The sequence below is a fragment of the Novosphingobium fuchskuhlense genome, assembly GCF_001519075.1.
GTDB classification, from domain to species: domain Bacteria; phylum Pseudomonadota; class Alphaproteobacteria; order Sphingomonadales; family Sphingomonadaceae; genus Novosphingobium; species Novosphingobium fuchskuhlense.
In genome coordinates, this window is record NZ_KQ954244.1 from 1,331,557 (window position 1) to 1,353,708 (window position 22,152).

The following is a 22,152-nucleotide window of genomic DNA, read 5'->3' on the forward strand; positions in this document are numbered from 1 at the left end:
CTTGTCTCCGATCCGTCCGTTTGCGTCAGAAGTTCACCCCGAAGGTCACGCCATACGTGCGCGGCGGGGCGACCGAACCCACGCGGACGCTGCTGAACAGCGGCGCGGTGATGATGTTGTTGGTGATGACCAGCTTGTTGCCGAGGTTCCGGCCCCACACATCGATGAAATACCGGTCATCCGCCGAGGTGAACTTGAGACCGGCGTTGATCAGGGCATAGGCACCCTGCGTGGCATCGGCATTGTTGAACTCGGTGAAGTAGACGCGGTCCTGCCAGTTCACTTCGGCGCGGGCGTTGAGCTTGCCGATCGAACCGACGGGGATGTCGTAGTCGGCGCCTGCGCGGAACGAGAATTCCGGCGCGTTCGAGAGGCGGTTGCCGGCAACGCTGATCTGCTTGAACGCTTGACGGTAATCGCCCGTGACGAACTTGCGGTACTTCGCGTTGAGGTAGGTGCCGAACAGCTCGAGCGTGAGGCCCGGAACCGGCTTGGCGCGCAGTTCGGCCTCGAGGCCGTAGTTGCGCGCCGAAGCGGCGTTGACCGTGGTGACGACGCTGGTCGCATCGACGAAGCCGACCTGGAGATCGGTGTAGTCCATGTAGAACGCGGCGAGATTGGCCTGCAGCTTGCGGTCCGCCGTGGCGGTCTTGAGGCCGAGTTCGTAGCTCCACACGTATTCGGGGTTGATCACATCGTTGCGCGAGCCGACGTTGATCACGCCCGATTTGAAGCCGCGCGTGACCGAGGCGTAGAGCAGCGTGCTGTCATTCGCCTGATAGTTGAGCGTGACCGTGGGGGTGAAGGCGTTCCAGCTCTTCGCCTTGTCGGTGTTGACGCTGCCGAGGAAGTCGAACGTGCCGACGCCCTTGCGCTTTTCATGGCTGAAGCGGCCACCCGCAGTGATCTTGAACTTGTCGGACAGGGCATAGGTGCCCTGCGCGTAGAAGCCCAGCGCGTCGATCTTGACCGTGCCGTTCTGCAGGTAGTTGAGCCCGTCGAAGGCATTGTCGGGAACGCCCGGGGGCACCTGACCGCCGAGCTTGAGCAGCACGGCAAGGTTGGTCAGCGGCACGCGCACTTCGCCGTAGAGATTTTCGTGGAAGTAGTTCGCCCCGAGCAGCACATCGAGCTTCTCGTTCTTGTAGTTGGCGACGACTTCCTGGCTGAAGCTCTTGCTGTTCTCGATGTAGTTGTTCTGCCCGAACATGTTGGCATCGGACGCATCGAGATCGTCACGGTTGAAGCGCTTGAAGCGGTGGTAGGAGGTGATCGACTTCACGTCCCAATTGCCCGGGGTCCAGGCGATCGTGCCGGTGAAGCTGGTGCCGTCACGCTGGTTCAGGGGTTCCTGATCGGACCAGATGTTGCGGATATTGGCCGTCTTGCCGGCCGCTGCCGCCACCGTGAACAGCGACTTGCCGCCGAGGATCGAGCCGAGCAGGTTCTCCGGCTTCACCGTCGGGCCGAAGTAGTGGAACGCGTAGTTGCTGTCGTTCTCGTGGAAATACTCGCCCGAGAGCGTGATTTCGACATCGTCGGCAGGCTTGGCCAGGATCGTGCCGCGGAAGGCATAGGCATCGCGGTTGTCGATATCCTTCCCGGTGAACTCGTTCTTCCCGAAGCCGTCGCGGCGGTCGTACTTGCCGCTCACGCGCGCCATCAGCTTGTCGCCCGAGATCGGCCCGCCGATGGCGCCTTCGATGGCGGCGGCGTTGTAGTTGCCGTAGCTGGCACGCAGGTAGCCATCGAGGTGGTCGGTCGGCTTCTTGGTGATCAGGTTGATCGCGCCCGCCGTCGCGCCGCGGCCATAGAGCGTGCCCTGCGGCCCGCGCAGCACTTCGACCCGCTCCAGATCATAGAAGCCCGAAAGCTGGGCGGCGGGGCGGGCGATCTGCGCGCCGTCCTGCAGGAAGGCGACGCCGCCATCTGCGCCAAGGTCGATCGAGGTGAGGCCGATGCCGCGGATGAAGATGCGGTTCACGCCGAACTGGTCGCCCACCGAAAGGTTGGGGATCGCGGTGGCGAGCGAGGCGACGTCCTTGACCCCGCCGACGCCGAGATCGGCGGCCGAAATGGCGGAGACCGACGCGGCAACCTTGGACAGCGATTCCGAGCTGCGGGTCGCCGTCACGACGATATCGGCAAGGCCCTCGGTCGGCGGTGCGGCGTTCTGGGCAGCTTCCTGCGCCATGGCCGGCGCGGCGACCAGCGCGGTCCCGGCAAGCAGCAGCGCGAAAGCGCTGCGACGCGGCGTCGAATCGACAAACGTGGAAAGGCGGCGGCGAACCATGATTTTTCCCCTCATCCCGCGCAGCTTTGAAACTGCGTGCATTTTTTATCTACTGGTGCGTAGATACAGGTTCCGCTAGGTAGATGGCAAGTGATAATCAGGGAGAGTGGCTTGACCACGCTGAATTTGGAAAGCCCGACGCCGGCTGGCGAGCCTGTCGATCTATCCGCACTGGCGGCCGATCCCGCCGCCCTGCGCGCGGCGCTGGCCGAAGCCGACGCCGCAACGCTGATGCTGGTGCTGGTGCAGCTTACCGGCGATCAAGGCCTGCTCGAGCGCGCGCGGCCGCACATCACCGGCCCGATGAACTATCACGAGGCGATGCCCGAGGCGCTGCGCGCGGAAATCCGCGAGCGGCTGGCCGACACCCTGCTCGATTACGCGCGTGACCGCCGCCCGCTGCCGCCGCTGCCCGAAGGCGATTTCCTGCAGGAGATGCTCTCCACCGCAGTGGGTGAGCACGTGAGCGCCGATTACACCGCGATGATGCGCGAGGATCTGGAAGCGGCCCAACCCGATCCGCGCGGTCTGATCTGGCGTCAGCGCCCCGAACCCGGCGCGCTCGAACAGTTCCCGGTGGTTATCATCGGCGCGGGCATGTCGGGCGTGTGCGCGGCGATCCGGCTTGAGCAGGCAGGCATTCCCTACACGATCATCGAGAAGAACCCGGCCGTCGGCGGCAGCTGGTATGAAAATTTCTATCCCGGCTGCGGCGTCGATACGCCCAACCACTTCTATTCCTACTCGTTCGAACTGAACCACGAATGGTCGCACTTCTTCGCCAAGCGTGATGAGCTGTGGACCTATTTCGAGCGCGCGACCGACAAGTACGGCGTGCGCGAGCATATCCGCTTCGGGACCGAAGTGAGCGCCGCGACCTATGATGCCGCCACCGGAACCTGGGATGTGGCGACGCGCGATGCGGCGGGCGCGGTCACGCACCTCAAGGCGCGCGCGGTGATCTCGGCGGTCGGCGTGCTCAATCGGCCCAAGCTGCCCGATATCGAAGGGCGCGAGACCTTTGCCGGCACCGCGCTCCACACCGCGCAGTGGCAGGAAGGTCTCGACCTTGCCGGCAAGCGCGTGGTGATGATCGGCACCGGCGCATCGGGCCAGCAGGTCGGGCCGACGATTGCCCCTGATGTCGCCCGGCTCACCATCCTGCAGCGCTCGCCGCACTGGGTCGTGCCCAATCCCAACTACTTTGCCGAAGTTTCGCAAGGCATGAAGTGGGTGCTCGCCCACGTGCCCTTCTTCGCGCGGTGGTACCGGTTCCAGCTGTTCTGGGCCTTTGCCGACGGGCTCCATGCATCGCTGCAGGTCGATCCGGCGTGGGACGATGGCGGCAAGTCGATCAACCAGGTCAATGCCCGCCACCGCCAGTTCATGGAGCGCTATCTGCGCGGCAAGCTGGCAGGCCGCGATGATCTGATCGCCAAGTGCACGCCCAGCTATCCGCCTTATGGCAAGCGCATTCTCGTCGACAACAACTGGTACGACATGCTGCTCAGGCCCAATGTCGATCTGGTGACGGGTGGCATCGCCAGGATCGTGCCCGAAGGCGTGGTGATGGCGGACGGCACGCTGATCGAGGCTGACGTGATCATCTATGCCACCGGCTTCCAGGCCAGCAAGATGCTCGCCCCCATGACGATCACCGGCGAGGGCGGACGCGATCTGCATGACTTCTGGGGGCCGGATGACGCGACCGCCTATATCGGCACGATGGTTCCCGGTTTTCCCAACTTCTTCATGCTGATGGGCCCCAACACCGGGCTCGCGCACGGCGGGAACGTGATCTTCATCACCGAATGTCAGATGCGCCTGATCCTGACCGCCCTGCGCGAGGTTATGGAGACCGGCGCAACGGCCATCGACGTGAAGCCGGAAGCGCACGATGCCTATGTCGCCGATGTCGATCAACGACACGCCCGGATGGTCTGGACCCACAAGGGCCTCACCAACTGGTACCGCAACGATGCGGGCCGCGTCTTTGCACTGCTGCCTTACCGCCTCGTCGACTACTGGAAGATGACCAAGACCTTCAAGGCAGAGGATTTCAGCCTGACATGAGCGCGATTGCCCTCGACCTTGCGGATGGCCGCACGATTTCCGGCCACTGCGATCCACAGTTCACCGGCGTCCTCACCGAGTTCCGGCGCAATTTCGAGGAGCGCAAGGAGCAGGGCGCGAGCGTGGCCATCACGCATCACGGGCGCACCGTGGTCGATCTGTGGGGCGGGACCGCGAAGCCCGACACCGGGGAGGCCTGGGGCCGCGATACCGTCTCGATCGTCTATTCCTGCACCAAGGCGGCAACGGCGCTGTGCCTGCACATGCTCGTCGATCAGGGCAAGGTTTCCTACGACACACTGGTCGGCGATATCTGGCCTGCATTCGCCACCGGCGGCAAGGAAGCGACCACCGTGGGCATGATGCTGGCGCACACATCGCCCGTCCCGCACGTGGCCGAGCCGATCCGCAAGGGCGGCCTCGCCGACTGGGACTACATGACCGCACGCGTGGCGGCGGAGCCTGCGCATTGGGAACCGGGCACGCAGCAAGGCTATCACGGCGTGACTTATGCGTGGACGGTGGGACAGCTTGTCCGGCTCGTGTCGGGTATGCCGCTGGGGCAGTTCTTCCGGGAGCACGTGACGGGGCCGCTCGGGCTCGATTTCCATATCGGCCTGTCGGAAAGCGAGGAGCACCGCGTTGCGCCGATGATCGCGGCCGATCCGGCAGAGGTGAACTTCGCCTCGGCCTTCTTCCGCAAGGCAACCACGCAGCCGGGCAGCCTGCCCAACCTGTTCCTCACCAACCTCGGCGGAGCGGATTTCAACTCGCGCGAGATCCATGCCGCGGAGATCGGCAGCGCCAACGGTATCACCAATGCGCGCGGACTGGCCGGCATGTACGCACCGCTGGCGAACGGCGGCGGCGGCCTGCTCTCGGCAGACAGGGTCCATCGCATGGGCCGGGTGTCCGCCGCGACGCACAGCGATGCCGTGCTGTGCCAGCCGATGCGCTTTGCCATGGGCTTCATGGTGAGCACCGACAACCGGGCCACCGGCGGTGACAGCCTGATCCTGGGCGAGAGTGCGTTCGGCCATGTCGGCATGGGCGGCAGTGTGGGGTTCGCCGATCCGGCGCTCGGCCTCAGCATGGGCTACACCATGAACCGCATGGGCGCGGGCATTCTGGTGGGGCCGCGCGGGCAGGCGCTGATCGATGCGGCGTACCGTGCGCTCGGCCTGACATCTGACGCCAGCGGCGCCTGGCGCTAGTCAGGTCCTGCCCGGGAAAAACTTGCCTTCAAGCAGGCTTGCAGGAAACTGTCGCTGGGCCGGACCAAGGCGCATTACACGTACCTGGGTGCTCGGGCCGGGCGCATGGCTCGTATGGCTGCGGCGACCGGAGACTGCGGGCGGGTTGCGGCGGCGTATGCCCCACTGTTCGCGCCGCTGACTGGTCCGTTCCGCCTTGCCGGTCCCGACAGGACGGCGATTCCGATCCATGGCCACCGAACCCGCATGCTGCGCGTGACCCTGCTTCTCGCGCCGTAGCAGGATCGGCCGCGAACGGCTCGGCGGCCACACAGAAGCGGCCCGGCCTCGCTGGAAGGCCGGGCCGCTCCCGTAATTGGCTGTCATGGTCCTGCCAGACAGGTGCCGAAGCGATCAGCTGCCCGGGCTATCGTGCCCTTCGCTCGACCCGATGATCGCACCGATACCGCTGCCGAGCGCGAGACCACCGAGAATGAACCCGAGGTTCGGGTGATAGCCGGTCCGGGCCGCAGCAGCCGTCTGAGGCGGCGGCGGCGGGGGCGGGGGTGGAGGAGGCGGCGGCGGCGGGGGGGGCGGAGGAGGCGGCGGCGGCGGCGGGGGCGGCGGCGGAGCAGCCGGCGTCAGCGTCGTGTTTCTGATCGTGCGCGTCCGCGAGAGGTAGCCGGCCGAGCGCTTGCCCTTGCTGGTGTACCGGCTCGCGCCCTTGCCTTTGTACTTGCCCTTGCGAGCAATGCCCTTCTTCTTCCAGGCCTTCTTATGCACCTTGTGCTTGGCCGGCGCGCCTGCATCGGCGTTGACCAGGACAGGAGCGGCGATCAGCGACGCGGCAGCGATTGCGCACATCGCACGGGCGATAAAGCCAGCGGGGGGGTTAGCCATCAGTCTACTCCACAAAAAAGCTGCGCCTCGCGAGTGGCGATGGAAAATCAGCGAATGTTTTTCTTGGACCCCAAGCCCTCGTAAGAGCCCTCAGGAAGAATACTTAACATACCCGATATCGCTTCGCAAAGTGGGAATGTCCATTCGCCTCGCATTTGCAGTAAGATGCTGAAATACAGAGGTAAAAATCGTTCATTTTGGAGATGAACCCGATTTACCTTCGTTACTTGACGGTTTCATGCACCTGCAACATGTACGTAAAATCCACCCCGAATTGACCTGCAGGCGTGAGCAACCCGTTTTTCGTCAACAGGTTAGCTTTAGTGCGCCGCGCCCAGATCGACCCCGGGGCGCGGCTTCGGAGCGAGCCAGACCAGCAACGCTGCGATTGCGAACAAGCCCGTACAGGCCCAGAAAATCGCATTGGTGGCGAGGGTTACACTTTCGGTCTGGACGATTCGTTCGAGGATCAGGCGGCCCTGCTCGGGTGTGAATCCGGCGCCCGGGGGCAAGGGGTGGACGAGCCCGGCCAGATTCTCGTGCGCGATCTTGGCCTCGCGTTCCCACATGGTCGTCGCGAGCGAGGTGGCGAACGCGCCGGCCAGCGTGCGCACGAAGTTCTGCAGACCCGCGGCTGAAGCCGTCTGATCCGGCCGCACCGAACCGAGCGCCAGCGACGTCGTGCCGATGAAGAAGAACGGCATGCCGACGCCTTGCAGGAACTGCGGCAGCGAAATCGTGAAGAAGCCCATCTGCGTAACCCAGCCGGTGCGCAGCAGCGAGACGAGCCCGAGCCAGACCACGCCGAAGGTGATCAGGCGGCGCACGTCGTAGCGCGCCATCATGCCCGCGGCGACCGGCGAGAGGATGACCGCCATGACGCCGATAAACGCGGTCGCATAGCCGGCATAGGTCGCGGAGTAGCCGAGATTGGTCTGCAGGAAGAGCGGGATGACGACGATGGCGGAGAAAAAGGCGGCGTAGGTCACGCTCTGCGCGATGACGGCGGCCGTGTAGCCGCGCGAGGCGAAGACCGAAAGATCGACCACGGGATTGGCCTCGGTCAGTTCCCAGATCAGGAAGGACGCGAAGCCGATCACCGCGATCACCGCCAGCGTGCAGATGAACGGGCTGGCGAACCAATCGGCGTTGCGGCCCTCGTCGAGCAAGATCTGCAGCGCGCCGACCCAGATCACCAGCAGCGCGAGGCCCACGTAGTCGATCGGCCGCTTTACCGTCGGTGTCTCGAACCGCCGAACATAGCGCAGCGCGAAGATCAGGCAGAACGCGCTGACCGGCAGGTTAAGGAAGAAGATCCAGTGCCAGCTCCAGTCATCGGAAATCGTGCCGCCGAAGATCGGCCCGAGGATCGGCGCGACGACGACGGTCATGCTCCACAGGCCCAGCGCCATGCCGACCTTTGCAGGCGGGAAGATGCGCGTCATCAGGGTCTGCGACATGGGCATGATCGGCCCGCCGCTGAGGCCCTGGAAGATGCGGAAGATGATCAGCGCCTCAAGGCTGCGCGAAAGTCCGCAGAGCAGCGAAAACAGCGCAAAGCCGATGATCGCCGTGATGAAGACCCGCACCGCGCCGAACCGCGCCGCAAGCCAGCCTGACAGGGGCACGCAGATCGCCTCGGCCACCGAATAGGAGGTGATCACCCAGGTCCCCTGCGACGGCGACACGGCAAGGCTCCCGGCGATGTGCGGCACCGAGACATTGGCGATGGTGATATCGAGCACCACCACGAAATTGGCCAGCGCGAGGCTGAGCGCGGCCAGCAGCAGCGGAAAGCCCTTCAGCTCTGCCGGCTTTGCCTCCAGCGCGGGCGCGCCGCTCATCTCACTGCGCTCCGGTATCGATCGTCGCGGTCATCGAAAGGCCGACGCGCAGCGGGTGCGCCTGCAGTTCCTTCGGATCGAGCGTCACGCGCACGGGGAGCCGCTGGACCACCTTGATCCAGTTGCCGGTGGCGTTCTGCGCCGGGATCAGCGCCAGCGCAGAGCCGGTGCTGCCCGAAAAGCCCGCCACGCGCCCGTGATAGACCACGCCCGAACCATAGAGGTCGGAAGTGAGCTCGACCGGCTGGCCGGGTACGACACGGCGGAGCTGGCCTTCCTTGAAGTTGGCATCGACATGCGCCTCAGCGAGCGGCACGACTGTCATCAGCATCGTGCCGGCGGCGACGCGCTGGCCGACCTGCACGGCGCGCTGGGTCACCACGCCATCGACCGGCGCGCGGATCACGGTGCGCGCAAGATCGAGCCTTGCGCGTTCGAGGCGCGCCTTGGCGGCCAGCACGTCCGGGTTTTCGCCCGGTGCGGTGTCGCCCACCATCGCGGCGTTGGCGTTCGATTGGCCGGTGGCCGAACCGCGCGCGGCGCGGGCCTGCGCGAGATCGGCTTCCGCCACGGCCAGTTGGCCCTGCGCTGCGGCAAAGGCATTGCGCGCGCTGGACAGCTCCTCGCCAGAGACCGCGCCGCCCGAAACGAGGGCCTCACGCCGCGAAAGATCGAGCCGTGCACGCGCGAGGTTGGCCGAAGCCACGCCGACCAGTGCCTGCTTGCGGCGGATATCGGCATCGCTCGCCTGAACCTGCGCGGCGAGCGCCGTGCCCGTTTCCATCGTCTGGTTCACCCGCCGCAGCGCCTGCGCAACGGCCGCTTCGGCTTCCGCAACAGCGATCCGCGCATCGGAGGGATCGAGTTCGAGCAGCACATCGCCCTTCTTGACGGCCATTGTGTCGACCGCCGTGACGCGGATGATCGTGCCCGGCGAAAGCGCGGTGACGGGTGCAATCTCCGCCGCGACATAGGCATTGTCGGTTTCGATATAGCGGCCGCCAAACAGCAACTCATAGCCGCCGAAGCCGGCTGCGGCGGCAAGCACGACACCGCCGAGGATGGCAAAGCCGCGCTTGCGCTTCGCGCCGGCGTTGCTGGACGGCGGGGCGGGAGGGGGAGGGGTCATGGTTTCGGTCTCTTCCAGCATGATCTGGGGGTCGCGGTCGGCCATCGGGGTTTCCTCGGTCATGCGCTCGGGCCGAAACCGCCGCCAAGGGCGCGAATCAGCTCGATGTTGAGAGTGAGCGCGCGCGCATCGAGCACGGCCGCAAGCTGGCGGTTCCTGAGCAGCGCGTCCTGTGCGGTCAGCACCGCGAGATAGGGTGAGAGCCCGCCTTCATAGCGGCGGCGCGCGATACTGTAGGCTTCCTCGGATGCAGCCAGGGCGGCGTGCGCCTCGGTCTGCCGCTGGACCAGCGCGCGGCGCGAGGCGGCGGCATCGGCCACTTCGTTCAGCGCGCGCAGCAACGTCTGGTTGTACTGCGCCACGGCCTCGTCATAGTCGGCCCGCGCTGCGCGGTACTGGCCTTCGATCCGCCCGCCCGAGAAGATCGGCAGGCTGATCGCCGCACCCATCTGCGCGATATCGGAGCCCTTGGCGGTGAGGTTGCCGAGCCCGAGCGACTGAAGGCCGGCAAATGCCAGCAGGTTCACGTTCGGAAAGAAGCCGGCCCGTGCCACCGCGATCCGCGCGGCAGCTGCCTCGGTCCGCAGGCGCGCCGCGGCAATATCGGCGCGGCGGCCTATGAGATCGAGCGCGAGGTTGGCCGGCAGGGCCGGCGCCGGCAGCATACGCGGGGCGGGCAACGCGATGGCCGCGCCGCGTTCCGGCCCGGCGCCGAGCAGTGCGGCCAGACGATTGCGGGTGAGCGTGATTGCTTCGTCGGTCGCGGCCAGATCACCGCGCGCGAGTGGCACACCGGCATCGGCCTGGCGCTGCTCGCCGCGTGTGTCGAGCCCGCTGGCCACGCGGCGTGCGACGAGCGCGGCCACTTCCTCGCGCTGCTGCACGGCGGCCACCTGAACGGCGCGCTCGGCGGCGAGCCGGGCAAGATCGGCGTAGGCGGCGGCCACCGAGGTGGCGAGCGCGAGCCGAGCGGCGCGCGCCTCGAGCGCGGCAGCCTCGCGTTCGGAGGTGGCCGCGCGCAGCGCCGCGCGGTTTTTGCCGAAGAAGTCGAGTTCATAGCCCAGATCGAGGCTGGCGCGGCCGGTGTCGTTGAGCCCCTTGGGCACGAATTGCGCAGGGAAGCCGTTGTTGTAGCTCTGCTTGACGTCGGCGGCCTGCCCGTTCGCCGTGAGCGAGGGGCGCAGCGCGGCTCCGGCGCTGGTCGCATAGGCAGCGGCCTTGCGGGCGCGGGCATCTGCGGCGGCGAGGGTTGGGGACCCGGCGAGGGCTTCCTCGATCAGCGGCGCCAGCTGCCCATCGCCATAATCCTTCCACCAGCCATCGCCCGGCCAGGTGCCGGAGGGTGTTTGGGTTTCTGCCGCGCCAAACTTGGACGGATCACGCGCCGGATCAAGCAGGGCGGGCCGCGTGCCAAGATCGGGCATCGTGGCGCAGCCTGCCAGCAGGCAGCATCCTGCCAGCAGCAGGGCCGTGCGCAGCGCTCTGGCGGTATGCTTCAGCGGAATACCCAAATGCATCAATGACACCATAATGACAGTACGGTTCGGTCACTAACGCGATGAAGGCTTGCGTCTTCCGAGTCAAGTGAATAAGTGTACGGAATGGTCACTAACGCGACATTGGCCAGGGGGAGGCTGGGGCGACAAAGCCCTGACGAACGGCGGGAAAACATCCTCGCCGTGGCGGCGGAGGCCTTTGCCCTTGAGGGCTATGGCATCACCTCGATGTCCACTATCGCCGCGCGGCTGGGCGGATCGAAGGCGACACTCTACAAATACTTCGCCTCGAAGGAGGAGCTGTTCCAAGCGGTCATGCAGCGCAAATGCGAGGCCGTTATCGGTCCGCTGGAAGAGCTTGCCGACAGTTCGACCGATCCCGCCTCGCTGCTCACCGCTTTCGGCAAGATATTCCTCAGCCGCCTGTGCCAGCCCGATGCCATCGTGATACATCGCACCGTCCTTGCCGAGGCCGAGCGCTTTCCCGAAGTCGCCCGCACCTTCTTCGCCTTTGGGCCGGAGGCGGCCTATTCGGTGCTTGTGCCGGCTCTCGCCCGGTTCGATGCCGCTGGACTGATCGATTGCCCCGATCCGCGCCTCGCCGCCGAGCACTTCCTCGGCATGGTGCGGGGGGATATCCACCTGCGCGTCTCCAGCGGCCTGATCCCGCCGCCCGACGATGCCGAGATCGAGCGCCAGGTGAGCCACGCCGTGGGCATCTTCGTGCGCGGCATTTCGCGGCGCGGATCAGCCGCCTGAAATGTGCCGCGGGGCTCCGCTGGCCCCTTGACCGCATCCCCTCCAGGCGGGCACACCGCAACCGCGCTGTCCTCTATCGGAAGATGGACGCAAGGCTGACTACAAGAGGAGAGGCCATGTTTTCGCACGTCATGCTCGGCAGTAACGATATCGAGCGCTCGAAAAAGTTCTATGATGCCACGTTTGCGGCCTTCGGCGGCCCTGCCGGGATCATCGATCCGGCCGGCCGGCTGGTCTACATGCACAATGGCGGCATCTTCCTCCTGACCAAGCCGATCAATGGCGCGCCCGCTTGCGGTGCCAACGGCGGAACCATCGGCTTTGCCATGACCCCCGAGCAGGCCGACGCCTGGCACGACGCTGGCGTCGCCAATGGCGGTACCACCTGCGAAGACCCGCCGGGCCCGCGCGAAGGTTCGCCCTATTACCTTGCCTATCTGCGCGATCCGGACGGCAACAAGCTGTGCGCGCTGCACGTGATCGGCAGCTGAGGCAGGATACCCATGGCGCCTGATTCCACGTTCGAGACCGTTTCGACCAGCAAAGCCCATGGCGGCACGCTCGGCGTCTATCGGCACCAGTCCACCGCGACGGGGACGGGAATGACCTTTTCGGTCTTCCTGCCCCCGCAGGTGGAAGCCGGTGCGAAGCTGCCGGTGCTGTTCTACCTCTCGGGGCTCACCTGCACCCACGCCAATGTGACCGACAAGGGCGAGTACCGCCGCGCCTGCGCAGAGCGCGGGATCGTCTTCGTTGCGCCCGATACCAGCCCGCGCGGCGAGGGTGTGGCGGATGATGCGGAGGGGGCCTACGATTTCGGCCTCGGCGCGGGCTTCTATGTCAATGCCACCGAGGAGCCCTTCGCGACGCACTACCGCATGTGGGACTATGTGGCGCACGAACTGCCCGCGCTGATCGAGGATCATTTCCCGATCGATCCGGCGCGCATGGGCATCACCGGCCATTCGATGGGCGGCCACGGTGCGCTCACCATCGGCTTGACCTTCCCTGACACGTTCAAGTCGCTGTCAGCCTTCGCGCCGATCGTCGCGCCCGGGCAGGTGCCGTGGGGCCACAAGGCGCTCGGCGGCTATCTCGGGCAGGACCGCGCCGCATGGCGCGCGCATGATGCCACCGCGCTGGTGGAAGATGGCAAGCGGCCGGCCGGCGCGATCCTGATCGATCAGGGCGCGGCGGACAATTTCCTGGCCGAGCAGCTGCGCCCCGATCTGTTCGAGGCGGCGTGCAAGGCGGCGGGCGTGGATCTGACGCTGCGCCTGCAGGAAGGTTACGACCACAGCTACAACTTCATTTCGACCTTCATGGAAGATCACATCCGCTGGCACGCCGAGCGGCTTTGAATCCCGTGAGGTAAACACCCCGCCCGCTCATGCTGAGCCGCTCATGCTGAGCTTGTCGGATCATGCTGATGCAACTCTTGCGCCGGCACCCGTCGACAAGCTCAGGGTGAGCGGGGTCGGGATGGGAAGCGGAATTCAGCCCTTCCGCACGTCCTTCGCGACCGCATCGAGCAGGCCGTTGACGAACTTCGTCTCGCGCGCGTCGAAGAAGGCGTGGGCGACGTCGAGATATTCGCCGATCACGGTGCCGACGCTGATATCGGCGCGGGCCATGAGTTCATAGGCACCGGCGCGCAGGATCTGGAGCATGGTGCGGTCGAGCCGTGCGATCGACCAGCCATCGGCGAGGCGGGCGGACAGGACGCCGTCGATCTCGTCGCGCCGCGCCGCGACGCCGCGCACGACATCGTCGAAAAACGCGACATCGGCCTCGAGGTACTGGTCGTCCTCGATCTCCGCGCCGAGGCGGTGCATGTGAAACTCGTCGAGCAGCAGGTGCAGCTGGGGCTTTTCCATCTCCAGCTGGTAGAGCGCCTGCACGGCGGCGAGCCGTGCGGCCGAGCGATTGGGGGCCTTCGAGCGGGTCATATGCCAAGCCTCAGTTCGATGGAGCGCGCGTGGGCGGCAAGGCCTTCTGCTTCGGCCAGCGCCACGGCAGCGGGGCCCACTGCGCCGAGCGAGGCTTCGCTGACGCTGAGGAAGCTGGTGCGCTTCATGAAGTCGAGCACCGAAAGCCCGGAGGCAAAGCGCGCGCGGCGTCCGGTGGGGAGCACGTGGTTGGGCCCCGCGACATAATCGCCGATGGCCTCGGGCGTATGGCGGCCGAGGAACACCGAGCCGGCGTGGCGGATGCCGGCAAACAGTGCTTCGGGATCGTCCGTCGCGATCTCGACGTGTTCCGCCGCCAGCGCATTCGCGAGCGCGGGGGCCTCGTCCAGCGTATCGACCACGATGATCACCCCGTGCGCGTCCCAGCTCGCGCGGGCCACGGCTGCGGTGGGGAGCAGCGCGATCTCGGCCTCGACCGCAGCGGCCACCGCATCAGCAAAGGCACCATCGTCGGTGATCAGGATCGCCTGCGCGGCAGGATCGTGCTCGGCCTGGCTGAGCAGGTCGGCAGCGATCCATTGCGGATCGTTCTGGCCATCGGCGATCACGAGAATCTCGGACGGCCCCGCCACCATGTCGATGCCGACCACGCCGTAGAGCTGGCGCTTGGCTTCGGCGACCCAGGCATTGCCGGGGCCGGTGATCACGTCGACCGGCGCGATCCGCCCGGTGCCATAGGCGAGCGCGGCAATCGCCTGCGCCCCGCCCACGCGCCAGACTTCGTCGACGCCGGCAAGGTGCGCGGCGGCGAGAACCAGCGGATTGATTGCGCCCTTGGGGGTCGGCGTCGTCACCACCAGCCGGCCCACGCCCGCAACCTTGGCGGGGATCGCGTTCATCAGCAGCGAGGAGGGATAGGCCGCGCGCCCGCCGGGAACATAGAGCCCGGCGCCATCCACCGCGCGCCACTTCGCGCCGAGGCGGACGCCCGCCGCATCGATATAGTCGCGGTCTTCGGGAAGCTGCGCCTCATGGTAGGCGCGGATGCGCTCCGCCGCGAGCTCGAGCGCGGCGCGCAAGGTCGGATCGAGCGCGTCGAAGGCTTCGCGGCAGGTCTCCGCCGGGATGCGCCAGTCGTCTCCCAGCGCGTGGCCATCGAACTTCGCGGTGTAGTCTGCGAGCGCCGCATCGCCGCGCGCGCGCACGTCGGCGAGGATGGCTGACACATCGCGCGCCACGTCGGCATCGCTTTCGCGCCGGTCACTGACCACGGCGGCAAAGGCCTGGGCAAAGCCCGCGTCACGGCTGTGGAGGCGCTGCATCAGGCGGCTTTCCGGCGTGCGACGAGATCACGGAAGGCATCGATCAGCGCGCCCATCCGCGCCGGATCGGTCTTGAGCGCGGCACGGTTGACGATGAGGCGCGCCGAGACGGGCATGATGCGGCTGGTCTCGACCAGGCCGTTGTCCTTGAGCGTGCGGCCCGAAGAGACGAGATCGACGATCCGGCTGGCAAGCCCGAGCGAGGGGGCAAGCTCCATCGCGCCATTGAGCTTCACCACTTCGGCGGCGACGCCGAGCTTTTCGAAATGGCGGCGGGTGAGGCTGGGATACTTGGTCGCGACGCGGGCGTGGCTTTCGCGCGCAGTTGCGCCACTTTCGACCGCTGTGGCAGGTTCGGCCACCGAAAGGCGGCAGTGCCCGATATCGAGATCGACCGGCGCGTAGAGGTCGGCGTAGTCGAACTCGTCGATCACGTCCGACCCGACGATCCCGGCCTGCGCCGCGCCGTGGGCGACGAACGTCGCCACATCGAACGCGCGCACGCGGATGATCGTCATGTCGGCGCGGCTGGTGGCGAAGCTCAGCTTGCGCGAGGCCTTGTCGAAGAAGTCAGCCTCGGGCACCACACCGGCATCGGCCAGCAGCGGCAGCGCCTCGTCGAGGATGCGGCCCTTGGGCAGGGCGAAAACGATGGGAGCGGGGGCAGACATGGTCCGCCGCCCCTATGGCAAAGGGCCGGAAAGGGCAACCGTATGGAACGGGTCATGGAAGGCAGGGACGTCGCGGCGGCCATTGCATGGCAGGCGGACCATGCCGCAAACAATGGCGCGCCCTGCACCGCGCGGGTTGTGCGCGCGCAGCTTGCCTTGCTTGGCGGCGAGACCGAGACCGGGCGGCGCGTGGCCAACTGGCCCGGCATTCCGCTGGAAGACGCCCTGCCGCTGCGGCTGGCGGGGGGCTTCCACCATCTCGTGCTGACCGGCGCCGATACGCGCGTTTCCGCCGTTTATCGCGGGGACGTGACCGATCAGGTAGAGGTGGATGCGCTGATCGTGGACCTCACGCGCCGATACGACGGCGCCCTGCTGCCCTGGCTCGATGGCCCGCCGCAGACCAATGAGGCCGGCCGCTCCGCCTCGATCATGGCCGCGCTGCTCTGGCTTTCCCCCCGACTGGGGCCGCGCTTCGAGCTGAACGAACTGGGCGCCAGCGCGGGTGTCAACACGATGATGGAGCGCTATCGCTACGATCTGGGCGGCACTGCGGTCGGCCCGCAGGGCTCTCCCATGCAGATCAGGCCCGAATGGCGCGGACCTGCGCCGGTCCTCGCGCCGGTGGAGATCACCTCCATTCAGGGCTGCGATCGCGCGCCCGTCAATCTCGCCGATCCCGCGCAGGCGCTGCGCCTCAAGAGCTATGTCTGGGCGGAGGTGACCGAGCGCATGGCGCGGATCGACGCGGCGATCCGGCTCGCGATCGAGCATGCGCCCGACCTCGTGCAGATGGACGCGGGCGACTGGGTAGACCAGCGCCTTGCCGCGCCGCTGGAGGCGGGGACGACGCGCGTGTTCTACCACTCGATCGTCTGGCAATATCTGCCACCGGAAACCCGCGCGCGGATCACGCGTGCGATCACCAGCGCGGGCGAGGCAGGCCAGCGCCTCGCGTGGATCATGCTGGAGACCAACCGCGAAACCTTCCGGCATGAGCTGACGGTGCGCCACTGGCCCGGCGGCGGCGAGCCGGTGCGGCTGGGCGAGGCGCACGCCCACGGCGCATGGGTCGCGTGGCACGGGGCGACTTGATGGGCCGAAGGGACCGATTGCGCCCGCCGCCGCCCGTGCTAGGCTCCCCTTGAATTCGCCTCGAAAGCCCCGCCTATGCGCCCGATGAACCTGCTGCTTGCTGCGCTTGCCCTCGTTGCCATCCCGGCCGCCGCGCTCGCCGATTCCCCGCCGCTTGATTGGCGCGGCAAGGTCCGCGCGTTCAACATCGAGCATTGCAAGCACCCCGCCTGGGGCACCTCGCATTCGGACCGGGACTATGCACTGGCCAAGGCGATGGCCGCGACGGACAGGGTGGCGCTTGACGACGACGTGCTGTTCGCGGCTGCCTATCTGCACGATATCGCGGCGTTCAAGCCTTACGAGAAACCGGACCTCGATCACTCGGATGTCGCGGCGGATGTCGTCGGCGAAATCCTTGCCCCCACCGGCTTCCCGATGGCGAAGCTGCCGAAGGTGCAGGCCGCGATCCGCGAGCATATGTACTACCGCATGCCGACGGTCCCCGAATCGCTCTACCTCCACGATGCCGATGCGCTCGATTGGCTCGGCGCGATCGGCGCGGCGCGGATCATGGCGCTGGCCGATCCCAATGGCGGCCAGCCCGATGGCCCCGGCGTTCTCCCCATGCTCAAGGAAAATCTGCGCGATGTGCCCGCGCGGGTGCTTTCGCCGGCCGGCAAGGCGCTGATGCCCGCCAAGCGCGACCTGCTCGCCAAGTGGATGGAGACGCTGGCGGCGGAGACGGACGGGTACAAGACGCTCTGACTGTGCCTGACATCATTTATCGCTCCTACGCCAAGGCCGATGAAGACGCCGTCATCGCGCATATCGTCAGCATCCAGCAGGGCGAATTTGCCGTGCCCGTTACCGCCGCGGATCAGCCGGACCTCAGCGCAGTGGCCGAGGTCTACCAGTCCGGAGGCGGCGGTTTCTGGGTGGCGGAGCTTGCGGGCCGCATTGTCGGCACCATTGGCCTGATCAGTTACGGCGCGAACGAAGGCGCGCTGCGCAAGATGTTCGTCGCGGCGGACGTGCGCGGGCGCGAGCATGGGGTTGCGGCGCGGCTGCTCGAACTACTGGTAGACCACGCGCGCGCCGAGGGCATCGTCGGGGTCACGCTCGGCACCATCGAGCGGCTGCACGCTGCGATCCGCTTCTACGAGAAGAACGGTTTCGTGCCGGTCGCGCCCGAGGACCTCCCGGAGGGCTTCCCGCGCATGGCGGTGGACACGCACTTCTATCGGCTGGAGCTGGGCTAGCTTCACCATCCCCCTTTTCGTCATTGCGAGCGAAGCGAAGCAATCCAGAGTGTCAGAGCACAAACGCTCTGGATTGCTTCGTCGCTGCGCTCCTCGCAATGACGAGGCGGGTGTCCGGGGGGGGGGCGGTGCGCTCAGCCCAAGAACGCATCCAGCGCGGCGTTGACCTTGTCCGGCGCTTCCCACGGCACGAAGTGGCCGCAATCGGGCACTTGCACCAGCGTGAGGTTCGGGATCATGTCGCCCAGACCTTCCAGATTGGCGGGCGGCAGGGCCATGTCGTCCATCGCCCAGATCACCAGCGTCGGGATCATCAGCGGCGGCAGCGGGGGCGGGGTGTAGCCTTCGGGCAGTACGAAGGGCGCGTCCATGGTCGGCACATCCATCGGGCTCGCGCGGTACCAGTTGAGCATGGCGATCGCGCTGTCGCCGTTCGACCAGTCCTGAAGCAGCGCCGCGCGCTCGTCCTCTTCCATCACCGGCGCGCGGTCGCCCCAGTCCAGCGCCTGCATCAGCAGCGCGCCGAGGCCGTGCTCGCGCACCAGCGCATCGTTCGCGGTATCGCGGAAGGCGCGCATGTACTGGCTCGCGCCGCGCTGCACCGGATCAAGATAAAGCAGCTTCTGGAAGATGCCCGGATGCGGAGCATTGGCGACGACCGCGCGCGTCACCCGCGTGCCCTGTCCCAGTAGCGCCACGCCCCAGGCAATCGCGCCGCCCCAGTCGTGCCCCAGCACGGTGAACTGGCCGACGCCGAGCGCATCGGCGAGGAGGAAAATGTCGCCGATCAGCTTGTCCGGCGTGTAGTTCTCTGCGCCGTCGGGTTTCGACGAACCGCGATAGCCGCGCTGGTCCGGCGCGATGCAGCGGAAGCGGCCTGAAAGGTGCGCGATCTGGTGGCGCCAGGTGCGGTGCGATTCGGGAAAGCCGTGGAGGAACATGAGCGCCGGCGCATCGCGCGGGCCCACGTCCACCACATCGAGCTCGATCCCGTTGGCAAGCGTGACGCGGGTCAGGTCCAGGCTCATTCGGCGGTCTCCGCCTTGGGGCTTTCCATCTTGGTGGCGTAGCCATCGGCGACCATTTTCGCCATCCGGTCGAAGATTTCCTCGGGCGTGCGGCAGGCTTCGCCGATCATCTGCTCGAACCCGGTCGCGACGATGATCTCGCGCTTGCCTGCTGCCATTTCCGCCAGCATCTGCGCCGCGGCAACCTCGGGGTCCATGCCCCCGTCGATGCCCTTGTCGCTCACTCCGCGGCGGCTGCCATCGGCATTGAGCGCATTGCGCGAGACATTGGTGCGCACCGAACCCGGCGCGATGACGTGGACCTGCAATCCCTCGCCGGTCACTTCGGTGCGCAGCGCATCGGCATAACCGATCAGGCCGAACTTGGCGGCGCTGTAGGCCGTGCGCAGCGGCACGCCGACTTTGCCCGCCACGCTGGAGACCATCGCGATGCGGCCCTTGCCGCGCGCCACCATGCGCCCCACCAGCGCCTGCGTCAGCGCGATCGGGGCGAGGAGATCGACCGCGATGATCCGCTCATAGACGGCATAGTCGGTATCGACCGCGAGGCTGCGTTGCGAAATGCCGGCGTTGTTGAACAGGATGTCGATCCCGCCGCTGCGCTCCACCGCCCAGGCCCAGGCCTGCTCCGCCGCGGCCAGGCCGGCCGGATGGTCCGTCGCCTCGAACGGCAGGATAAAGGCCGTGGCATTGCCCTTCGCGCAGTCTGCCGCAACTTCGGCCAGTGCTTCGGCGTTGCGGCCCGAAAGGATCACATGCGCGCCCTCGGCCGCCAGCGCGCGGGCCACAGCGGCGCCGATTCCCGATGATGCCCCGGTGATCCATGCCACCTCTCCGGCAAATGCCATGCAGTCTCTCCCTCTTGTGTTCTGGTCTAAAGATTGGCGCGCGTGTTGGGCACCTTAGGTAAGGGGATGAAGTCGTCCTCGTCCCCCGGCACTTTGGGAAAGCGCCCTTCGTCCCAATCGCGCTTGGCCTCGCGTATCCGCTCGCAGCTGGAGCTCACGAAGTTCCACCACACGTGGCGCTGGGTGGTGAAGGCCTCGCCGCCGAGCAGCATCACGCGCCCGCCGCCTTCCGAGGTCAGCGAGAGCGCCGCGCCCGGTGCCAGCACAGCCAGCGCATAGGGCTCCAGCGCCGCGCCGCCGATGGCCGCATCGCCGCCCACCAGCATCACCGCGCGCTCGTCGGCGCTGGCATCGATGGGGATCACGCCACCTGCCTGCAGCATGATTTCGGCATAGATCGTGTGGCTGTGCTGCGTTGTCGGGGCAGTTTGCCCCCACAAGGTGCCCATGATGACGTGCGCGCGCACCCGGCCATCATCGATCACGGGCAGGTCCGCCTGCTGCTCGAACGCGGGGTCGATATCCTCGCGTCCGTCGGGCAGCGCCAGCCAGGTCTGCATGCCGTAAAGCCTCGGGCCTGCCGCGCGCTCTTCCGCCGGGCCGCGCTCCGAATGGACGATGCCGCGCCCCGCCGTCATCAGGTTGACCTGTCCGGGGCGGATCGTGGCAAACGTGCCGAGGCTGTCACGGTGATCGATCGCGCCCGCATACTTGCCGCCGAACAGCCAGGTGACGGTGGCAATGTTGATATGCGGGTGGGGCCGCACGTCCATCGCGGTGCCCGCCGGCAGCACGGCGGGGCCGAACTGGTCGACGAAGATGAACGGGCCGACCATCGTGCGTTCGCGCGCGGGCAGCACGCGCCGCACCTGAAAGGCGCCGAGGTCGTGCGTCACCGGGGTCAGCGTCTGGGTTACGGGCCGCTCTGCCATTTCACTCATCGCGCCGCCTCCGCTTGCATCAGTTCGACGATGTTCACCGGAAACACCGGCTCGTGCCAGTCTGCCAGTTCGGTGGCGGCAAACCAGCGGAATTCCTTGATCAGCGCGCGCTCGAGCGCGGTGTGTCCGGCGGGATCGGGCGTGAAACGGGCCGTGCGCACGCGGAAGAAGCGCTCGTCGGAGGTGACCGGTTCGCCTTCCAGCGTGATGAAGTCATCGGTGCGGCGCGCAATCTCCGGCCCGCAGCTTTCCACGCGAAGCCCGGTTTCCTCGAACAGTTCGCGCACGGCCGCTGCGTGGAAATCCTCGCCCGGATCGCACTCGCCGCCCACCCCGCACCAGAAGGCGCGGCGCGTGGGCGGGGCGAAGCGGATCAGCAGCAGATGATCGTGCTCGTCCAGCAGCAGGATGCGCGCGGCCCTGCGGACGCGGCGCGGTGCATCATTCACCGGGCGCACGCGCCTTGATCGCCAGCGCGTGGACACGCTGTCCCGGAATGTCACCCAGCGCCTGATTGACCATGCGCTGGCGCATCACACGCGAAACGCCGGCGAACGCGGCGCTCGTGATCTCCACGGTGAAGTGCGATTCGCCCGATCCGTCATCGCCCATATGGCCGCTGTGGCTGGCACTGTCGTTGATCACGGCAAGCTGTTCGGGGGCGAACGCCGCGGTGAGGAGCTGGGTGATTTCTTGGGCAAGGGGTCCGGTCATGGCTTCCATCTTGGCCCATCCATTGCCATGTGAAAAGCCGAATGAGACAGGCCAACAACCATAGCCGCTTTCATGGCCGGGTGCAGGGTACCGGGCAGGTCTGCGCCGCACCGGGCTGCAACGAGCCGGGCGAATTTCGTGCGCCCGGTGCGCGTGCGCCGGGTTTCGACGGGCCGGGCGATTACCGCTGGATGTGCCTTGAGCACGTGCGCGCGTTCAATGCCGGCTATGATTTCTTTGCCGGGATGACGCCCGAGGAAATCATGGCGGCACAGTCTCCGCTCGCCGGATGGGCGGCGGAAACCCGCGCCTTCCGCCCGACTGCCGGGATCGATCAGGCCCCGCGCTGGAACGATTTCGCCGATCCGCTCGATGCCATCGCACAGCGCGCCCGGGCACGGCGCGAGGATGCGCTCCACCGGCAGGAAGCGGCGCGGCGGGGCATCGGGCCTGAGGAGCGCAAGGCCTACGATGTCATGGGCCTCGGCTTCGATGCCGATCGGAAGGCGCTGCGCACGCGCTATTCCGAGCTGCTCCGCCGCTTCCACCCGGACAGGAACGGCGGCGACCGCGCCTACGAAGGCCGCCTCCAGGCGGTGATCGACGCCTACAACCTGCTGCGCAAGGCGCCCGCCTTCAACGCCTGATACTGGGCCTGATACTGGGTCTGAACTTGGGCCTGAATTGGGGCCTGA

General features: G+C 66.9%; 23 protein-coding genes. 10 read left to right on the forward strand and 13 right to left on the reverse strand.

Features of this window, described 5'->3' with window-relative positions; all coding sequences use genetic code 11:
• Positions 1-25 precede the first annotated feature (25 nt).
• Complete coding sequence (locus AQZ52_RS06140) at positions 26-2,293, reverse strand: TonB-dependent receptor (protein ID WP_082697589.1); 2,268 nt, start codon at positions 2,291-2,293, stop codon at positions 26-28.
• Between the two features lie 111 nt (positions 2,294-2,404).
• Here AQZ52_RS06140 and AQZ52_RS06145 point away from each other — a divergent pair, with 111 nt between their 5' ends.
• The 3 genes from AQZ52_RS06145 to AQZ52_RS18435 all read left to right on the forward strand — a co-directional run bounded on the left by AQZ52_RS06145 (position 2,405) and on the right by AQZ52_RS18435 (position 5,859).
• The gene (locus AQZ52_RS06145; RefSeq protein WP_082697590.1) at positions 2,405-4,366 is read left to right on the forward strand and encodes a flavin-containing monooxygenase; all 1,962 of its coding nucleotides are present in this window, start codon (positions 2,405-2,407) and stop codon (positions 4,364-4,366) included.
• The gene (locus tag AQZ52_RS06150; RefSeq protein ID WP_067907316.1) at positions 4,363-5,580 is read left to right on the forward strand and encodes a serine hydrolase domain-containing protein; all 1,218 of its coding nucleotides are present in this window, start codon (positions 4,363-4,365) and stop codon (positions 5,578-5,580) included. The genes AQZ52_RS06145 and AQZ52_RS06150 overlap by 4 nt, the downstream gene beginning before the upstream one ends.
• Before the next feature lie 105 nt (positions 5,581-5,685).
• Entirely contained in the window at positions 5,686-5,859 is a 174-nt protein-coding gene (locus AQZ52_RS18435; RefSeq protein WP_156424792.1) for a hypothetical protein, read from the forward strand.
• Between the two features lie 114 nt (positions 5,860-5,973).
• Here the strand turns inward: AQZ52_RS18435 and AQZ52_RS18855 are convergent, their stop codons facing one another.
• The 4 genes from AQZ52_RS18855 to AQZ52_RS06170 form a co-directional block, all read right to left on the reverse strand.
• Positions 5,974-6,459 carry a hypothetical protein gene (locus AQZ52_RS18855; RefSeq protein ID WP_205626415.1) on the reverse strand — a complete coding sequence of 162 codons (486 nt, stop codon included), beginning with the start codon at positions 6,457-6,459 and terminating at the stop codon, positions 5,974-5,976.
• A 320-nt stretch (positions 6,460-6,779) separates the two neighbouring features.
• Positions 6,780-8,303, reverse strand: coding sequence for a DHA2 family efflux MFS transporter permease subunit (locus tag AQZ52_RS06160; RefSeq protein WP_067907321.1), 1,524 nt, complete (start codon positions 8,301-8,303; stop codon positions 6,780-6,782).
• A 1-nt stretch (position 8,304) separates the two neighbouring features.
• Positions 8,305-9,477 (reverse strand): HlyD family efflux transporter periplasmic adaptor subunit, encoded by a 1,173-nt coding sequence (locus tag AQZ52_RS06165; protein WP_082697591.1) that lies wholly within the window; start codon positions 9,475-9,477, stop codon positions 8,305-8,307.
• Positions 9,478-9,491: 14 nt separating this feature from the next.
• On the reverse strand, positions 9,492-10,949 hold the full coding sequence (locus tag AQZ52_RS06170) for an efflux transporter outer membrane subunit (RefSeq protein WP_067907324.1): 1,458 nt from the start codon (positions 10,947-10,949) through the stop codon (positions 9,492-9,494).
• An 84-nt stretch (positions 10,950-11,033) separates the two neighbouring features.
• On the opposite strand from AQZ52_RS06170, the gene AQZ52_RS06175 reads away from it, so the two are divergent.
• The 3 genes from AQZ52_RS06175 (at position 11,034) to fghA (ending at position 13,048) form a co-directional block, all read left to right on the forward strand.
• Positions 11,034-11,687, forward strand: a complete 654-nt coding sequence (locus tag AQZ52_RS06175) for a TetR/AcrR family transcriptional regulator (protein ID WP_067907327.1) — start codon at positions 11,034-11,036, stop codon at positions 11,685-11,687.
• Between the two features lie 116 nt (positions 11,688-11,803).
• On the forward strand, positions 11,804-12,178 hold the full coding sequence (locus AQZ52_RS06180; RefSeq protein ID WP_067907329.1) for a VOC family protein: 375 nt from the start codon (positions 11,804-11,806) through the stop codon (positions 12,176-12,178).
• Positions 12,179-12,190: 12 nt separating this feature from the next.
• Positions 12,191-13,048, forward strand: a complete 858-nt coding sequence (gene fghA / locus AQZ52_RS06185) for an S-formylglutathione hydrolase (RefSeq protein WP_067907333.1) — start codon at positions 12,191-12,193, stop codon at positions 13,046-13,048.
• Between the two features lie 135 nt (positions 13,049-13,183).
• Here the strand turns inward: fghA and nusB are convergent, their stop codons facing one another.
• The 3 genes from nusB to hisG are packed head-to-tail and all read right to left on the reverse strand — an operon-like array spanning position 13,184 to position 15,590.
• Complete coding sequence (gene nusB / locus AQZ52_RS06190; protein ID WP_067907336.1) at positions 13,184-13,636, reverse strand: transcription antitermination factor NusB; 453 nt, start codon at positions 13,634-13,636, stop codon at positions 13,184-13,186.
• Positions 13,633-14,919 (reverse strand): histidinol dehydrogenase, encoded by a 1,287-nt coding sequence (gene hisD / locus AQZ52_RS06195; RefSeq protein ID WP_067907339.1) that lies wholly within the window; start codon positions 14,917-14,919, stop codon positions 13,633-13,635. The genes nusB and hisD overlap by 4 nt, the downstream gene beginning before the upstream one ends.
• Positions 14,919-15,590, reverse strand: coding sequence for an ATP phosphoribosyltransferase (gene hisG / locus AQZ52_RS06200; RefSeq protein ID WP_067907342.1), 672 nt, complete (start codon positions 15,588-15,590; stop codon positions 14,919-14,921). The genes hisD and hisG overlap by 1 nt, the downstream gene beginning before the upstream one ends.
• A 54-nt stretch (positions 15,591-15,644) precedes the next feature.
• Between hisG and AQZ52_RS06205 the strand changes: the two genes are divergently transcribed.
• The 3 genes from AQZ52_RS06205 (at position 15,645) to AQZ52_RS06215 (ending at position 17,926) form a co-directional block, all read left to right on the forward strand.
• Positions 15,645-16,685: a DUF2332 domain-containing protein gene (locus AQZ52_RS06205; RefSeq protein WP_240481466.1), complete on the forward strand. Its 1,041-nt coding sequence runs from the start codon at positions 15,645-15,647 to the stop codon at positions 16,683-16,685.
• Positions 16,686-16,760: 75 nt separating this feature from the next.
• Complete coding sequence (locus tag AQZ52_RS06210) at positions 16,761-17,432, forward strand: HD domain-containing protein (RefSeq protein WP_067907348.1); 672 nt, start codon at positions 16,761-16,763, stop codon at positions 17,430-17,432.
• Positions 17,433-17,434: 2 nt separating this feature from the next.
• Positions 17,435-17,926 (forward strand): GNAT family N-acetyltransferase, encoded by a 492-nt coding sequence (locus AQZ52_RS06215; RefSeq protein ID WP_067907352.1) that lies wholly within the window; start codon positions 17,435-17,437, stop codon positions 17,924-17,926.
• A gap of 134 nt (positions 17,927-18,060) precedes the next feature.
• Here AQZ52_RS06215 and AQZ52_RS06220 read toward each other — a convergent pair whose 3' ends face one another.
• Genes AQZ52_RS06220 through AQZ52_RS06240 form a run of 5 tightly spaced genes read right to left on the reverse strand, consistent with a single transcriptional unit; the run spans position 18,061 to position 21,457 of the window.
• Positions 18,061-18,954 carry an alpha/beta fold hydrolase gene (locus AQZ52_RS06220; protein WP_067907355.1) on the reverse strand — a complete coding sequence of 298 codons (894 nt, stop codon included), beginning with the start codon at positions 18,952-18,954 and terminating at the stop codon, positions 18,061-18,063.
• On the reverse strand, positions 18,951-19,802 hold the full coding sequence (locus AQZ52_RS06225) for an SDR family NAD(P)-dependent oxidoreductase (protein ID WP_067907357.1): 852 nt from the start codon (positions 19,800-19,802) through the stop codon (positions 18,951-18,953). Before AQZ52_RS06225 ends, AQZ52_RS06220 begins: the two co-directional genes overlap by 4 nt.
• A gap of 26 nt (positions 19,803-19,828) precedes the next feature.
• Positions 19,829-20,734, reverse strand: a complete 906-nt coding sequence (locus AQZ52_RS06230; protein WP_067907360.1) for a pirin family protein — start codon at positions 20,732-20,734, stop codon at positions 19,829-19,831.
• A 5-nt stretch (positions 20,735-20,739) separates the two neighbouring features.
• Positions 20,740-21,192: an NUDIX hydrolase gene (locus AQZ52_RS06235; protein ID WP_067909552.1), complete on the reverse strand. Its 453-nt coding sequence runs from the start codon at positions 21,190-21,192 to the stop codon at positions 20,740-20,742.
• On the reverse strand, positions 21,185-21,457 hold the full coding sequence (locus tag AQZ52_RS06240; RefSeq protein WP_205626416.1) for a BolA family protein: 273 nt from the start codon (positions 21,455-21,457) through the stop codon (positions 21,185-21,187). Before AQZ52_RS06240 ends, AQZ52_RS06235 begins: the two co-directional genes overlap by 8 nt.
• Before the next feature lie 41 nt (positions 21,458-21,498).
• Here AQZ52_RS06240 and AQZ52_RS06245 point away from each other — a divergent pair, with 41 nt between their 5' ends.
• Positions 21,499-22,104, forward strand: coding sequence for a J domain-containing protein (locus tag AQZ52_RS06245; protein WP_082697592.1), 606 nt, complete (start codon positions 21,499-21,501; stop codon positions 22,102-22,104).
• Positions 22,105-22,152 lie beyond the last annotated feature (48 nt).

What these genes read in the sequence shown, in the direction of transcription:
- AQZ52_RS06140 (WP_082697589.1), bottom strand. Translation starts at nt 2,293, where the DNA reads ATGGTTCGCCGCCGCCTTTCCACGTTTGTCGATTCGACGCCGCGTCGC.
- AQZ52_RS06150 (WP_067907316.1), top strand. Translation starts at nt 4,363, where the DNA reads ATGAGCGCGATTGCCCTCGACCTTGCGGATGGCCGCACGATTTCCGGC.
- AQZ52_RS18435 (WP_156424792.1), top strand. Translation starts at nt 5,686, where the DNA reads ATGGCTCGTATGGCTGCGGCGACCGGAGACTGCGGGCGGGTTGCGGCG.
- AQZ52_RS18855 (WP_205626415.1), bottom strand. Translation starts at nt 6,459, where the DNA reads ATGGCTAACCCCCCCGCTGGCTTTATCGCCCGTGCGATGTGCGCAATC.
- AQZ52_RS06160 (WP_067907321.1), bottom strand. Translation starts at nt 8,303, where the DNA reads ATGAGCGGCGCGCCCGCGCTGGAGGCAAAGCCGGCAGAGCTGAAGGGC.
- AQZ52_RS06165 (WP_082697591.1), bottom strand. Translation starts at nt 9,477, where the DNA reads ATGGCCGACCGCGACCCCCAGATCATGCTGGAAGAGACCGAAACCATG.
- AQZ52_RS06170 (WP_067907324.1), bottom strand. Translation starts at nt 10,949, where the DNA reads ATGCATTTGGGTATTCCGCTGAAGCATACCGCCAGAGCGCTGCGCACG.
- AQZ52_RS06175 (WP_067907327.1), top strand. Translation starts at nt 11,034, where the DNA reads ATGGTCACTAACGCGACATTGGCCAGGGGGAGGCTGGGGCGACAAAGC.
- AQZ52_RS06180 (WP_067907329.1), top strand. Translation starts at nt 11,804, where the DNA reads ATGTTTTCGCACGTCATGCTCGGCAGTAACGATATCGAGCGCTCGAAA.
- fghA (WP_067907333.1), top strand. Translation starts at nt 12,191, where the DNA reads ATGGCGCCTGATTCCACGTTCGAGACCGTTTCGACCAGCAAAGCCCAT.
- nusB (WP_067907336.1), bottom strand. Translation starts at nt 13,636, where the DNA reads ATGACCCGCTCGAAGGCCCCCAATCGCTCGGCCGCACGGCTCGCCGCC.
- hisD (WP_067907339.1), bottom strand. Translation starts at nt 14,919, where the DNA reads ATGCAGCGCCTCCACAGCCGTGACGCGGGCTTTGCCCAGGCCTTTGCC.
- hisG (WP_067907342.1), bottom strand. Translation starts at nt 15,590, where the DNA reads ATGTCTGCCCCCGCTCCCATCGTTTTCGCCCTGCCCAAGGGCCGCATC.
- AQZ52_RS06205 (WP_240481466.1), top strand. Translation starts at nt 15,645, where the DNA reads ATGGAAGGCAGGGACGTCGCGGCGGCCATTGCATGGCAGGCGGACCAT.
- AQZ52_RS06210 (WP_067907348.1), top strand. Translation starts at nt 16,761, where the DNA reads ATGCGCCCGATGAACCTGCTGCTTGCTGCGCTTGCCCTCGTTGCCATC.
- AQZ52_RS06220 (WP_067907355.1), bottom strand. Translation starts at nt 18,954, where the DNA reads ATGAGCCTGGACCTGACCCGCGTCACGCTTGCCAACGGGATCGAGCTC.
- AQZ52_RS06225 (WP_067907357.1), bottom strand. Translation starts at nt 19,802, where the DNA reads ATGGCATTTGCCGGAGAGGTGGCATGGATCACCGGGGCATCATCGGGA.
- AQZ52_RS06230 (WP_067907360.1), bottom strand. Translation starts at nt 20,734, where the DNA reads ATGGCAGAGCGGCCCGTAACCCAGACGCTGACCCCGGTGACGCACGAC.
- AQZ52_RS06240 (WP_205626416.1), bottom strand. Translation starts at nt 21,457, where the DNA reads ATGACCGGACCCCTTGCCCAAGAAATCACCCAGCTCCTCACCGCGGCG.
- AQZ52_RS06245 (WP_082697592.1), top strand. Translation starts at nt 21,499, where the DNA reads ATGAGACAGGCCAACAACCATAGCCGCTTTCATGGCCGGGTGCAGGGT.